Origin of the sequence: Halopseudomonas sp. MFKK-1, assembly GCF_027474385.1 — a bacterium.
GTDB classification, from domain to species: Bacteria; Pseudomonadota; Gammaproteobacteria; order Pseudomonadales; family Pseudomonadaceae; genus Halopseudomonas; species Halopseudomonas aestusnigri.
Genome location: NZ_CP114836.1, coordinates 3,703,570 through 3,717,168, shown reverse-complemented (window position 1 = coordinate 3,717,168; position 13,599 = coordinate 3,703,570). Strand labels below are relative to the sequence as shown.

Here is a 13,599-nt window from a genome sequence, read left to right as displayed (position 1 = left end):
TGCGGAGCCCTCATGCTGGCCGCCCTTGCCTTACTCTACAAACTGTTGCCGCTCTATGTGACGGTTGGTCTTGGCTGGCTAGCCGGCCGCTATCTGGATGCCAGCGGCCGGCACATCGCTGGCATCATGATGTATATCGTGACGCCGTCGGTGGTGTTTTCCGGGGTGATGCACGCGCCGCTGTCTGCTGAAGTCATCCTGCTGCCGTTTCTGACCTTCGCGCTGTGCAGTCTGACCGGCTGGGCGCATTTGCAGATCGCCAAACGCTGGTTTCCAGGGGCCGGCGCCAACATGATCCCGCTTGCGGTCGGAACCGGTAATACCGGTTACTTCGGTATTCCGGTTGCGCTGTTGCTGTTCGGTGAGCAGGGGCTGGCGATTTATATCGTCTGCATGCTCGGCACCACCCTGTTCGAAAATTCCGTCGGGTTTTATCTGGCCGCGCGCGGGCGCTACGGCATTCGGGACTGTCTGCTCAAGGTAGTGCGGCTGCCGTCGTTATACGCCTTCTTTCTGGCGGTTGGCCTCAACAGTGCCGGCCTGCAGATTCCGGATGCATTCGAGCCGCTGTTCGATAACCTGCGCGGTGCCTACAGCGTATTCGGCATGATGATTATCGGTATGAGCATTCTGAGTTTCCGCGGTCTGGCCGGAGACTTGCGCTTTACCGGGCTGGCGCTGCTGGGCAAGTTCGTCAGTTGGCCGTTGCTGGCGCTGGCATTCTGCGCGCTGGATGCCCGTCTGTTTCAGGTCTACGACGTCGCCGTCTATCAGGCGATCATGCTGATCTCCATCACCCCCATTGCCGCCAATACGGTTGTCATAGCCACGCTGCTCGACACCCATCCCGCGCAGGTTGCCGGCACCGCGCTGCTCAGCACGCTTGTCGCGCTGCTGTACATTCCGCTGATGAGCGCCTGGCTGTTTACAGGTGCCAACTGAGACCAGTCTAAGACTTCTTTGTAAGCGCCCTGTTTTTTATGAGAAAAACAACTAAAAAGCACTCATGCTTTGGCGCTCATGGTCGATACTCATTTCAGGAAGCAAAAAATTGACGTGTGCGTGACGGCGCGCGTTGGCTGTTGTCGGTGTGATGTTTAATGATCCAAGCCGAGCCTGCCTCCAGGGAGTTATCGCGGACTCGTCCTTTCGAGTCCTGCCTGCCGTGCTGACAAGAGTGAAAAAGAGCCATGCTTAGTGTCTTCCGTGATTTGAGTTTCCGCTGGAAATTGACCCTTCCCATTCTGATTCTGGCCGCACTGTTTGTGGTCCTTGGTCTGTCTGCATTCTGGGCTGTCTCCAAGGTCGAGTCGCGCCTGGTACGTGTCTCGACCGACCTGCTGCCGCGCAGCTCGGTGGTGCTCGAAGCCGATCGAGACATGTATCAGGCGTTGGCGGCCGAGCGGGCCATTATTGAAGGCGTGGTCTCAAGCGGGCTGGATGCAGAGCACACTGACAACATGCAACAGGCCAGTGATCGCATTGCGCGTTACGCCGCTGCTACCAAAACGCCGGAAGGGCGTGCGCTGGCGGATGAATTCGCCAGGGCGTTTGCTGTCTGGAAAGCCACCTCAATCGAGAACGTCCGGTTGGCACGTTCCGGCGATGCAGCCAGGGCGAGTGATAGCAGCTACGGTCAGGGTTATGAGCAGTTTTCGCGGGCGCGTGAGCTGATCAACAAGATGACCGAGCTGATCAACCAGCAGGCTGAAGCGGAAGCGGCTGAAGCTGAAGCGGATGTCGCTGCAAGCCATGCTCGGGTGACGGTGGTGCTGGCCATCGGTGCCGTCGTGTGCTTTCTGATGATCGTATTTTTCCCCGGCCTGATTACCAACCCGTTGCGTGAGCTGCTGCAGCGCATTCGCGACATTGCAGACGGCGAGGGCGACCTGACCCGCCGCGTGGTGGTGCACTCCAATGACGAATTGGGCCAGCTGAGCAAGGCATTCAACGCCTTTCTGGAGCAATTGCAGGGGCTGATACGCGACGTTGCCGAATCGACCCTGCAGGTAGCCTCGGCTGCCGAGCAGATGAGTGCAATTGCCGAGGGGCAGGAGAAACTGGTCAACGAGCAGTACATGGCGGTAGACCAGGTCAGTACCGCAGCGACGGAAATGAGCGCTGCCATCCACGAGGTTGCCGACAACGCGCATAGTACTGCTGATGCCGCCCGTGAGGCAGACCGTCAGGGGCACTCTGCGTCCGATGTGGTGTCAGCCACCATGAACGATCTGCGACGCCTGGCCGCCGATGTTGAAGAGGCTGCTGGTGTGATCAACAATCTGGAGCAGGACACCGACAAGATTGGCGGCGTGCTCAGTGTGATCGAGGGTATTGCCGAGCAGACCAACCTGCTGGCGCTCAACGCAGCCATCGAGGCCGCTCGCGCCGGCGAGCAGGGCCGCGGCTTTGCGGTGGTGGCCGACGAGGTCCGTGCACTGGCGGCGCGTACCCAGGACTCCACCCGTGATATCCAGCAAATGATCCAGAAGCTGCAGAGCGGCACGGGACAGGCTGTTGCCGTCATGCAGCGTGGTGCCCAGCTCGCAGCACAGAGCGTCGAGAAGGCCGGTACCACCGAATCTTCGCTGAACGAGACTTCCGCCTCCGTCATGCGCATCAACGACATGGCGGCGCAGATCGCCGCCGCGTGCGAGGAGCAGAGTCAGACCACCGAAGATATCGCCCGCAACATCAGCGGCATTCGTGATCTGTCCAACCAGTCTGCGCAGTCGTCTCAGGAGAGTCGTGATGCCAGTAACGTGCTCGCACGCCTGGCTGCCAACCTGCAGCAACAGGTTGGTCGCTTCAAAACCTGATATTCGGGTTGTAACTTGAGCATAAGCCGTTACAATAGCGCGGCCTGAGCAAGCTCAGGTCGCTATGGTGGCCCCACCGGTCCCCTCGCAATGATCAGCCGTGAACCCGGTCAGGCCCGGAAGGGAGCAGCCGCAGCGGTCATATCGTGTGCCGGGGTGTGGCTGGTGGGGTTGCCTCCAAATATTTGATTTATAAGGCTTTTTCCGTTTCTTGTGCAGGTGGTACAAGAGGTGGTACATGCAGGCCTTACCCTCCTGGCTCCAGCTTTCCCGTCACCCTGTCTTCTACTGCCGTGTTGCGGTGCCGCAATCGTTGCGTCCGGTCATCGGCAGACGCGAGATTCGTCGTTCGCTCAATACCCGCTGTCGTCATCAAGCCTTAAACGCAGTCATGCCCGTTACCCGCCAAGCGAAGGGTATCGGCGGTTCTATGCTGAGGTTGGTCATTCAGGTGGGTTGCACAGGACAGCGTCGGGCCTTGAGGGTCCGGCGTTGCCTGATGCAGTGGATCAGACGCGGAAGCGTCCGATCAGCTGTTGCAGGTCGCTGGCCAGGCGTGCGAGCTCTTCGCTGGTGGCTGCGCTCTGCTCCGACGCCGTGCTGGTTTGCTGTGCAATATCGCTGACGTTGTTGATATTGCGATTGATCTCTTCCGCGACCGATGACTGCTCTTCCGCGGCCGACGCAATCTGCACGTTGAGATCATTGATGCGGGTCACGGCGTCGGTGATCGCCAGCAGGCGATCGCTTGCCAGGCCAACAGCATCTACCCCTTGTTTGGCTTTGTCGCGGCTGATCTGCATCACGCTGACCGCTTCGCCAGTGCCTTCCTGCAGGCGGGTGATCATTTGCTGGATTTCGGATGCGGACTGCTGGGTACGCGAGGCCAGCGCTCGGACCTCGTCGGCCACCACCGCAAAGCCGCGGCCCTGCTCTCCGGCGCGGGCGGCCTCGATGGCTGCGTTGAGCGCCAGCAGGTTGGTCTGCTCTGCGACGCCCTGAATCACCGTCAGCACCGAGCTGATGCTGTCGCTTTCCTGTTCCAGCCGCTGGATAACCTGGGCGGCGCGCTCCACTTCTTCTGCCAGGGATTGAATGGCATCGATGGTGCGGGTGGCCAGCTGGCGGCCCTGCTGGGCTTCCTGTTCGGCCTGATGTGACGCATCGGCGGCCTCGGCAGCATTGCGCGCCACGTCCTGCACTGTGGTGGTCATCTCGTGCATCGCGGCCGCTACCTGCTCGACTTCATGCTGCTGCTGGCGCACGCCGCTGCCGGTTTGCACGCTGATTGCCGAGGTTTCCTCGGCCGCAGCGGCAAGTTGGCCACTGGAGCCGGCCACCTGGTTGATGGTGTTCTGGAAGCGTTCTGCCATGCGGTCGAAGGCCTGGCTGATGCGTCCCAGCTCATCGGTTCTGCGGTCGTTGGCGCGGCTGGTCAGGTCGCCGTCGGCGAGCCGGGTGCTGGCCAGCTCCAGTCGGGTGACGGAAGCGCTGATACCGTGAATGATGCTCCAGGACATCAGCAGCAGTGCGGTGAGGGCGACCAGGGTAGTAATAGCCGCGATTATCAGCGTGTTCTGATAGCTGGTTTCGGCGTTCTGGTACTCCTGCTCGGCGATGGCGCTCTGCAGCTCGAGCAACTGCTCGAGCGTGCCTGCCAACGTGCCGGCCTCAGGCCACAGCGTGGTCAGCAGTATTTGGTTGGCTGCGGCAAAGTCCGCTTGCCGCAGAGCCACAAGGGCAGGCACTGCACCCTGGGTCAGCATGCGTTCAAGCTGCGCATCGACGGTGTCGCTTAACTGCTTCTCCTCGGCCGTTAGGTGCGTTGACAGATAGGCGCTCCAATCCTTTTTGATCAGGCTCACAGCGCCGTCAACAACATTCAGGTGCTGATCCAGTGGGTGCTGGTGGCTGCTGCGCAGGGGATGGCTGGGGTTATGCTGTGCTGACAGCAGCAACTCTGTCTGAATGGTCTGTACGGCCAGTTCAATGCGCCCCAACTGGCCGGTGGGAATCAGTCGATCGTGGTAGACCGTTTTGAGGGATTTGGCAGCGTTGCTGAGTGCATTTACCGAAACGATGCTCAGTATGATCAGCAGAATCAGGGCAAATGCACTGAGGATGACAAGGCGTAGCTTGATGGACAGATTACTCAGGGCCGACATGAGTTGGCTGGATCCTTTAAGTGGAATATTGAAGGAGCTCGCTGCAGCTGGCGAGAAAGCGTGGGCAGGCCCTCGCCCCGGCCGGATGCGCCCGGTCGTGATGCCTGATGCGGACTGTCATGGGTAACAATCGCCGGCATTGGCGTCTTGCGCTCGCATTGTAGCCGCTGCTTGGGTACATTACTCGCTCGCTTTAGACCAACGGATACCAACAGAGCCAATGAGTTATCAGGTACTAGCCCGCAAGTGGCGGCCCCGCCTGTTCCGCGAGATGGTCGGCCAGACCCATGTGCTGCAGGCCATGATCAATGCGCTTGATAACAACCGGCTGCACCACGCCTATCTGTTTACCGGTACCCGCGGGGTCGGCAAGACCACCATCGCCCGGATTCTGGCCAAGTGTCTTAACTGCGAAAGGGGCATCAGCTCTGAACCCTGCGGTCAGTGCTCGGCCTGTCTGGAGATCGATCAGGGCCGCTTTGTCGACCTGATCGAGGTGGATGCGGCGAGTCGCACCAAGGTCGAGGACACCCGCGAGCTGCTTGAGAATGTGCAGTACGCGCCGTCGCGCGGGCGCTTCAAGGTCTACCTGATAGACGAAGTGCACATGCTCTCCAGCCACAGCTTCAATGCGCTGCTGAAAACGCTGGAAGAGCCGCCGGAGCATGTCAAGTTTCTGCTGGCAACAACCGACCCGCAGAAGTTGCCTGTCACCATCCTGTCCCGTTGCCTGCAGTTCGCGCTGAAGAACATGCCACCGGAAAAAGTGGTGGAGCATCTTCGTCACGTGCTGGGTGAGGAACAGATCGGCTTTGACGAGGAGTCGCTCTGGCTGCTCGGGCGTGCGGCTGATGGCTCAATGCGCGATGCGCTCAGTCTGACCGACCAGGCGATTGCCTTTGGCAATGGCCAGCTGCGGGTTGAGCAGGTGCGCAGCATGCTGGGTACCATCGACCATGCTCAGGTATTTGGCGTGCTGGACGCGCTGGTTGCCGGTGATGCCCGTGGCCTGATGGCCGCCGCGGCGCAGTTGGCAGAGCAGGGCGTGGATTTTGCCGGTGTGCTGGCCGAGCTGATTTCAACCCTGCAGCGCGTAGCCATGGCGCAGGTGGTGCCCGAGGCAACGGACAACAGCCTGGGTGATCAGCAGCGTGTGCTGGCGTTGGCCGGCAAGGTCAGCGCCGAGGATGTGCAGCTGTTCTACCAGCTCGCCCTGCATGGCCGCCGTGATCTGCCTCTGGCACCGGAGCCGCGTGGCGGTTTCGAAATGGCGCTGCTGAGAATGCTGGCGTTTCGCCCGGGTACGCTTGCTGATGCCGCCTCCGGTGGTATTACGGTGACGCCCGGCGCGCTACCGGATCAGTCAGCGCCGCCAGAGCCGGAAAAGTCGACAGGACCCAGTTCAGCCAGCACTGAGTCCGCACACACCAAGGCGCCAACCGCTGAGTCGGTTGCCGCTCCTGCAGCTGTCGCTCAGACTCCTGTTGCACCTGCACCTGCACCTGCACCTGCACCTGCACCTGCACCTGCACCTGCACCTGCACCTGCACCTGCACCTGCACCTGCACCTGCACCTGCACCTGCACCTGCACCTGCACCCGTGGTGTCGCCTGAAACAGTTGCTCCGGTGTCGCAGACAGAACCCGCGCCCGCGCCGGCAGCCCCGTCAGCCGAGGTGCCCGAGCATCCTGCGCCAGAAACACCACGCCCGCTGAACCCGAAGGCGCCGTATCGGCCACCGCAGGACGAGCCGCCAGCAGACTGGCTGGATGGCCCGCCGCCTGACGACAGCGGTGTGGATCGTGATGACGAGGATGATCTGGACGCCAGTCAGTACATCGCCGATTGGCAGCCTGAATCGACGGATGAGGCTGCTGTTGACGAACCCGGCGATGAACTCAGTGATTTGCCCCCGGCCAGCGGTTTGGCGGCCGAGTGGTTGGGGCTGTTTGATCAGCTGGGCCTGTCCGGTCTGACCCAGAGTATCGCCGCGCATTGCCAGTTGGTCGCGCGCGACGGGGGGCGCTGGACACTCCATCTGGACCCGGGCCATAGTGCGCTTTACAACGAAAACCACCGCAAGCGTCTTGAGCAGGCAATCGCTGCCGTTACGCAGGCGGATGTGGCGCTGACAGTTGATGTGTCTGCGCCCACCCAGGAAACGCCAGCGGTTGCCGCCGCCCGCCGCAAGGCGGCGCGTCAGAAGGCGGCCGAACTGAGCATTCATAACGACCCGATGGTCCAACGACTGTGCGCGGAGTTTTCCGCGGAAATTTGTGCGGATACGATTCGTCCGATTGACGAGCCCGCAAGCTGATACTGGAGGATAGCGTCATGATGAAAGGTGGCATGGCAAGCCTGATGAAGCAGGCCCAGCAAATGCAGGAAAAAATGGCCAAAATGCAGGAAGAGCTGGCCAATATGGAAGTCACCGGTCAGTCCGGTGCCGGTCTGGTCTCGGTTGTCATGACCGGTCGCCACGATGTGCGCCGCGTCAATCTGGATGACAGCCTGATGCAGGAAGACAAGGAAGTGCTGGAAGACCTGATCGCGGCCGCGGTGAACGATGCTGTGCGCAAGCTGGAGCAGGCAAACAAGGACAAAATGTCCGGCTTTACCGCGGGTATGAATCTGCCCGACGGCTTCAAGATGCCGTTCTGATCGATGAGCTTCAGTCCGCTGATTCGTCAGATGGTCGACGCCCTGCGTGGTTTGCCGGGCGTAGGGCCGAAAACTGCCCAGCGCATGGCCTTGCATCTGCTGGAACGTGATCGTGCTGCAGCGGCTCACCTTGCCCATGCCCTGCAGGCGGCGGTTGAGGGTGTGGGATATTGCCAGCGCTGCCGCACCCTGAGCGAGACCGAGATTTGCTCGCTGTGCAGTGATCCCCGCCGGGACGACCGCCTGCTCTGTGTGCTGCAAAGCCCGGCTGATGTCTGGGCGGTCGAGCAGGCTGGCGGATTCAACGGACGCTACTTTGTGCTCAAGGGCCATCTGTCGCCGATTGACGGCATGGGCCCTGAGGAAATCGGCGTGCCGGCGCTGCTCGATTGTATCGAGGGGCGGCCGGTAGACGAGATCATTCTGGCGACCAACCCGACCGTGGAAGGCGAAGCCACCGCCCATTACATCGCGGAGTTGCTGCGCCCGCGCGGTATTCGGGTATCGCGTATTGCCCACGGCGTGCCGCTCGGCGGCGAGCTGGAGTATATCGACGGCGGCACCCTGGCCCACGCGCTGGCCGGCCGAACGCCGATCCTCTGAGGTCGGCGCCGGCGCCTAGTCGGTCAGTCGTCCGAGCTGGTAGTCACGTATGGCCTGATGGATTTCGGCCTCGCTGTTCATCACGAAGGGGCCGTATTGTACGATCGGCTCCCCCAGCGGACGACCTGCCAGCAGCAACAGCCGGGCCCCGGCGGAGCCCGCCTGCAAACTGACCCTGTCGCCTTCACCGAAACGCCCAAGGCGGCCCTTTTCCAGCACGGCGGTGCGCTGCTCGCCTTGCACTGCGACACTTCCTTCATAGATGTAGGCAAGCAGCCGGTGGGTGGTCGGAATCGGCAAGCTGATATGCTCGTTCGCGTTCAATTGCACATCGATGTACAAGGGGTCGGTCTTGCCGCCGCTGATCGGTGCTGTCACTGATTGACCGTTGTGCTCTATACGGCCGGCGATCAGCTTGAGTTGTCCGCCGCCAGCGAGTGCCTGCTCTGGCAGTGCCGATGCTGGCAGGTCGCGATAGTGCGCCGGTTGCATCTTGTCGGCTGCGGGCAGGTTCAGCCAGAGCTGAAAACCCCGCATGGTTCCCCGGTCCTGTTGCGGCATTTCAGAGTGAATGATGCCTCGGCCTGCGGTCATCCATTGCACGTCCCCGGGGCCGAGGAGCCCGCGGTTGCCGAGGTGGTCCTCGTGCAGCATGCGGCCTTCAAGCATATAGGTGACGGTTTCAAAGCCGCGGTGGGGGTGGGAAGGGAAGCCGCCGATGTAGTCGTCTGCGCTGTCGGAGTTGAATTCGTCGAGCATCAGGAAGGGGTCGAAACGCGCAGCATCGCGGCCGCCGAATACGCGGGTCAGGCGCACGCCGTCGCCGTCCGAGGCGGGTTGTCCGACAATGGCTTCGATCAGATCACGGTGCTGAGTCATGGCGCATCTCCCAAGGATAGGTTTTGCGCCATTGTATGACTGGTAAATTCGATTTGATAACGCAAAAAATACGTTAATCGTATCGAATTTACTGATTGCTTTCGGCGGGCGCCTCGGCAGGTGTGTCGGCTGGGGCGCGGCCTTCCAGCTCGTCAATGATGCGCTGGTAGCCTTGGCAGGAGTCGTAGCGGCCGTTGGCCGGATCCTGCTCTTGCAGCGCCTTGAGGCGTGCATTGAGCTCTTCGGCCATGCCCGGCTGGTCCTTGGTGCGATCGTAGATCATCTGCGCCAGAAGCTCGCCTTTGGCAATCGCCTCTTCCGGGGTACATGCCTGAGCAGTGAGGCTGCCCAGACCAAGCAGGCCGCTGAGGCCCAGTACAACTAACTGTTTCATCTCTACCTCGCATGCCTGCATGGGGAAGCCCCTATGGTAGCCGCTCACCGGCCTGTCTCCAAGCGCTCGCGCATGCATCCGGGCATCCTCATCAGCTCGCCGCTTGGACCTGAAGGTCGCGAAATAGCTGGCTCGACGTGGTTTTGCCGATGCTTTCCGGCGGTTGCTCTGCGCTGATATGTCACACACTGCTCAACGCAGGTGTCCTGCTGCGGTTACTCGAGAAACGCCTCCAGCAGTTCGGGCGGCACGCTGTGGCGGTGGGCCAGGCTGGTATCACCGGTATCGGGGTGGAATACGATAACCACCTCCTTGCGTTCCAGCAGGCGTCTTACCTGGGCAACCCGCACCTCAAGGCTGCTGTCGTCGCCATTGTCGGTGCCATCGCGGGTGACAAAGTCTTCCAGCAGTGCATCAAGGGTTTCTGGTTCCAACAACTGATAGGGAATCAACATGCGCCGGTTTCTCTGCTGACGGTGGGGGCAATGTTACACTCGCGCCTTTTAAGAGGGTATTGACCGGACGATGATCGACGACCCGCTGTTCTATCTTTGTGCCGTACCCGCGGTGCTGCTGTATGGCATCGCCAAGGGCGGTTTTGGCGGAAATATTGCCATTCTCTCTGTGCCCTTGATGGCCATGGTGGTGTCGCCACAGAAGGCGGCAGCGATCCTGCTGCCGATTCTCTGTGCAATGGATCTGGTTGCCATTCGTACGTTTCGCGGGCGCTGGGACAAGACCAACCTGCGTATCATTCTGCCTGCAGCAATGGTCGGCGTTGCGCTTGGTGCGCTCTCGTTCCGGGTGCTCAACGAGCAGCATATCCGCCTGCTCATTGGCACCATCGCCGTCCTTTTTGTGCTAAATGCCTGGTTGCGCCGTGATCAGACGCTGGCGCGTCCCGCCAGTGTCTGGCGGGGCCGGTTCTGGGGGCTTGTTTCCGGTTTTACCAGCTTTGGCATCCATGCCGGCGGGCCGCCGATCAATGTGTACATGCTGCCTCAGCGGCTGGAGAAAACGGTGTTGATGGGCACGCTGGCCGTGTTCTTTACCCTGGTCAACTGGGTAAAGGTTCCTGCCTATGTCTATCTCGGGCAGTTTTCCACTGAGAACCTTCTGACGTCACTGGCGCTGATGCCGTTGGCTCCGATCGGCGTCAAACTCGGGTTCTGGATGCTGCAACGCAGCAATGAGCAGCTGATCTATCGGTTGTGTTACCTGTTTCTGCTGTTGACCGGTGGCAAGCTGCTGGTCGAAGGCGTCATTGGATTGCTCGGCTCCTGATCAGTCGCTGCAGACAGGCATACAGCTGTTCGCTGTCGACGGGTTTGGGCAGGTAGTCGTCCATGCCGGCGGTCATGCCCTCCAGGCGATGAGTGTCGAGTACATGGGCGGTCAGGGCGACAATCGGCGTGCGTGGCAGATGTTCCCGCTGCTCATGGGCGCGTATCCGCCGGGTTGCCTCAAATCCGTCCATCTGGGGCATTTCGCAGTCCATCAGTATGAGATCGTAGCGCTCCGGGTCCTCCCGGTAGAGGCGCAGAGCATCTGCGCCATTTTCGGTCAGTTCCAGGCTGTAACCCGCTTTCTCCAGCAGCGTCTTTACCACCAGTTGATTGACCTGGTTGTCTTCGGCAATCAGCAGATGCCCGCGTCCACGCCACTGCTCGCTGACCGGGCGCTCGGTCAGTTGATCCTGCGGCGGGTTGCTATTGAGCAGTAGCGCCAGCGCCTTCTGCAATTGCCCCGGAAGCAGCGGCAGGCTCTGCTCCAGCACCTGGCCGTGCCAGGCTAGCTGACGATGATCGTCGGCTGCCCGCAGCAGCAGGATCGGAGTGTTCTCCTGTTCGTAGTGATGCAGCAGTTGCTGGAGGCGGTCGGTCGGTATGTCCTGGGCGTCGAGCAGCACCAGTGCAGTCTGTTGGCCGCAAGCCTCACCTTCGGGGGGCTCGACCTGGTAGCCCAGTCGTGCGAGCTGGGTCTGATAATGCGGGCGGGCTGCCGCATGACGGGTCACGATGGTGGCGATACCTGCGAGCGGCTTGTCCGGTGCTGCGCCAGCGCTCTGCATCGGCAGTGAAAGCGACATGCAGGTTCCCTGATCCTTGTCACTCTCCAGCGTGATGGTGCCCCCCATCAGGCGAACCAGCTCCTGGCTGATTGCCAGACCGAGGCCGGTTCCGCCATAGCGCCTTGTGGTACTGCTGTCGGCCTGGGTGAAGGAGTCGAACAGGCCTGCCTGCGCGTCACGTGCTATGCCGATGCCGGTATCCCTGATGTCGAAGCGGATATCCCACTGCCCGTTCCCCCGATCGCTCGGTGCGCCGCTGACCTCGACGCTGACATGCCCCTTGCTGGTGAACTTGAATGCATTGCTGAGCAGGTTCATCAATACCTGCTTGAGTCGGGTGGGGTCGCCAATCAACTGCTCGGGCAGTGCCGGTGATACGCTGCAATACAGTCCAATGTGTTTCTCCAGTGTCTGTGCGGTGAACAGGCCTGCCGTTTCCGACACCAGGGCTTCCGGGTCGAAGGCGAGGGTTTCCAGTTTGACCTGCCCGGATTCCAGACGCGCGAAGTCCAGGATGTCGTTGATGACCGTCAGCAGGGTTTGGCCGGACTTGCTGATGGTGTCCAGATAGAATCGCTGCTGGTTATCCAGACGGGTTTCCATCAATAGCTGCAGCATGCCGAGAACCCCATTCATCGGGGTGCGGATTTCATGGCTCATGCGTGCCAGAAAGCGGCTCTGCGCCAGGGTTTCCAGGCGCGCCTGTCTGGCTTCCTCGTCTGCCCGGTAGCGTGCCTCTTTGAGGGCGTTGATGCGGTCGGCCAGTCCCAGCGAGAGAATGATCATCTCGGCGCACATGCCGAACTTCACCCAGTGAGTGCCGTAGCTGGCACCAAACAGCTCAAATCCCAGCGAGCCCGCAGTCGAGAGGATCAGCGAGCAGAGCAGAAAGCCCCAGGCCAACGTGTAGTGGGCACCGTAACGGAAGCCCTTGCGCCAGACATAAATGCCGGTGCCGAGCAGAATTATTGAGCTGACCAGTACAAACAGGCTGGCCATGTTGTTGTAAAGGCTGGTGCTGAATACCGGGATCACCACCATCGCGGCCAGCACGATCAGAATCTTTACGCGCAGTATCCGATCCAGACGCGGGAATTGCTCGCGGATGTGCAGATAGTGCCGGCTGAACTGGGTCGACACGGCGCAATGAATGAACATCAGCGTGTAGATGGCCAGAGTCTGTAACGTAATGCTGGCGTCAATCCATTTCCACAGCAGGCCATCAAAGGTTGCCATGAACAGCCAAATGCTCAGGATATGGGCCAGATACCAGGTGTAGGTTGCCTCGCGCAGCGACAGCTGCAGGAACAGGTTGTAGGCAAACAGCCCCAGCAGAATGCCGTAGAACAGCCCTGCACCCAGCATGCTGGTCTCCAGCTGCGCGCTGCTGGCTGGCCAACTGGAGAAGTAGAGCGGGACGAACACGGTACTGGCGGTATCAACGCGCAGGTAGAAGCGCGTTTCTCCCGGCGGCAGGGTGACCGGAAACCAGTGGTTGCTGACGGCAACCGCGCGCGCACTGGGTGGCAGATGGTCGCCGCCCTGCTGTATCAGTGGGGCCGCCCCGGAGCGCAGTTGGTAGAGCGTCAGGTTGTCCAGTAGTGGATACTCGATTTCCACTACTCCTTCGATGGGGGTAGTCAGGGTGTTGCGCAGGGCAAATTGAACCCACCAGACTGATGAGTCCTTGCCTTCATTGATATGTTGGCTGCTGATCGGGCGCCAGGGCTGAACGCTGCCGCGCTGCAGTTGCTCGATAGTCAGGCTGCCCTGTGGGTCCTCCAGGAGCAGCAACTGCCGGCCGAGTGACAGGCGAGCATGCAGGTTGCTGATATCGACGCTTTCAGCCAGTTGGTGACTAACCTGGGCGAACGCCAAGCAGGACGAGAAGGCCATGCCCAGTGCAACCCAGCACAGTATAAGAACGCGGCACAAACGCATACAGAGTGCACTCGGCTAGACCACCAGCGTGTGATCTTTTGTTATTTGTTTTGATCTATCCGAATG

12 protein-coding genes and 1 other RNA gene are annotated in these 13,599 nt (G+C 60.7%); 8 read left to right on the top strand and 5 right to left on the bottom strand.

What is annotated here, in order from left to right; all coding sequences use genetic code 11:
• The first annotated feature begins 12 nt into the window (after positions 1-12).
• The 4 genes from O5O48_RS17125 to O5O48_RS17775 all read left to right on the top strand — a co-directional run bounded on the left by O5O48_RS17125 (position 13) and on the right by O5O48_RS17775 (position 3,444).
• A complete protein-coding gene (locus tag O5O48_RS17125; protein WP_233049323.1) occupies positions 13-942 on the top strand; it encodes an AEC family transporter in 930 nt (309 codons plus the stop codon).
• Positions 943-1,190: 248 nt separating this feature from the next.
• Positions 1,191-2,819 (top strand): methyl-accepting chemotaxis protein, encoded by a 1,629-nt coding sequence (locus O5O48_RS17120; RefSeq protein WP_233049325.1) that lies wholly within the window; start codon positions 1,191-1,193, stop codon positions 2,817-2,819.
• A gap of 74 nt (positions 2,820-2,893) precedes the next feature.
• Positions 2,894-2,990: signal recognition particle sRNA small type (gene ffs / locus O5O48_RS17115), an RNA gene on the top strand.
• 67 nt (positions 2,991-3,057) lie between these two features.
• Positions 3,058-3,444, top strand: coding sequence for a DUF6538 domain-containing protein (locus tag O5O48_RS17775; protein WP_350227376.1), 387 nt, complete (start codon positions 3,058-3,060; stop codon positions 3,442-3,444).
• Here the strand turns inward: O5O48_RS17775 and O5O48_RS17110 are convergent.
• On the bottom strand, positions 3,329-4,984 hold the full coding sequence (locus O5O48_RS17110) for a methyl-accepting chemotaxis protein (protein ID WP_269687701.1): 1,656 nt from the start codon (positions 4,982-4,984) through the stop codon (positions 3,329-3,331). The genes O5O48_RS17775 and O5O48_RS17110 overlap by 116 nt on opposite strands.
• Before the next feature lie 220 nt (positions 4,985-5,204).
• On the opposite strand from O5O48_RS17110, the gene dnaX reads away from it, so the two are divergent.
• The 3 genes from dnaX to recR are packed head-to-tail and all read left to right on the top strand — an operon-like array spanning position 5,205 to position 8,248.
• Positions 5,205-7,301 (top strand): DNA polymerase III subunit gamma/tau, encoded by a 2,097-nt coding sequence (gene dnaX, locus O5O48_RS17105; RefSeq protein ID WP_269687700.1) that lies wholly within the window; start codon positions 5,205-5,207, stop codon positions 7,299-7,301.
• Positions 7,302-7,318: 17 nt separating this feature from the next.
• The gene (locus O5O48_RS17100; RefSeq protein WP_269687699.1) at positions 7,319-7,645 is read left to right on the top strand and encodes a YbaB/EbfC family nucleoid-associated protein; all 327 of its coding nucleotides are present in this window, start codon (positions 7,319-7,321) and stop codon (positions 7,643-7,645) included.
• A gap of 3 nt (positions 7,646-7,648) precedes the next feature.
• Positions 7,649-8,248: a recombination mediator RecR gene (gene recR / locus O5O48_RS17095; RefSeq protein WP_228247256.1), complete on the top strand. Its 600-nt coding sequence runs from the start codon at positions 7,649-7,651 to the stop codon at positions 8,246-8,248.
• Between the two features lie 15 nt (positions 8,249-8,263).
• Here recR and O5O48_RS17090 read toward each other — a convergent pair whose 3' ends face one another.
• The 3 genes from O5O48_RS17090 to O5O48_RS17080 all read right to left on the bottom strand — a co-directional run bounded on the left by O5O48_RS17090 (position 8,264) and on the right by O5O48_RS17080 (position 9,976).
• Positions 8,264-9,127: a pirin family protein gene (locus O5O48_RS17090; RefSeq protein WP_269687698.1), complete on the bottom strand. Its 864-nt coding sequence runs from the start codon at positions 9,125-9,127 to the stop codon at positions 8,264-8,266.
• Between the two features lie 88 nt (positions 9,128-9,215).
• Positions 9,216-9,521 carry a hypothetical protein gene (locus O5O48_RS17085; protein ID WP_088276654.1) on the bottom strand — a complete coding sequence of 102 codons (306 nt, stop codon included), beginning with the start codon at positions 9,519-9,521 and terminating at the stop codon, positions 9,216-9,218.
• Positions 9,522-9,736: 215 nt separating this feature from the next.
• Positions 9,737-9,976, bottom strand: coding sequence for a YheU family protein (locus tag O5O48_RS17080; RefSeq protein WP_088276652.1), 240 nt, complete (start codon positions 9,974-9,976; stop codon positions 9,737-9,739).
• A gap of 70 nt (positions 9,977-10,046) precedes the next feature.
• On the opposite strand from O5O48_RS17080, the gene O5O48_RS17075 reads away from it, so the two are divergent.
• Complete coding sequence (locus tag O5O48_RS17075) at positions 10,047-10,805, top strand: sulfite exporter TauE/SafE family protein (RefSeq protein WP_228247254.1); 759 nt, start codon at positions 10,047-10,049, stop codon at positions 10,803-10,805.
• On the opposite strand, the gene O5O48_RS17070 is transcribed toward O5O48_RS17075, so the two are convergent.
• On the bottom strand, positions 10,783-13,488 hold the full coding sequence (locus O5O48_RS17070) for a hybrid sensor histidine kinase/response regulator (RefSeq protein ID WP_269687697.1): 2,706 nt from the start codon (positions 13,486-13,488) through the stop codon (positions 10,783-10,785). The genes O5O48_RS17075 and O5O48_RS17070 overlap by 23 nt on opposite strands.
• Between the last annotated feature and the right edge of the window lie 111 nt (positions 13,489-13,599).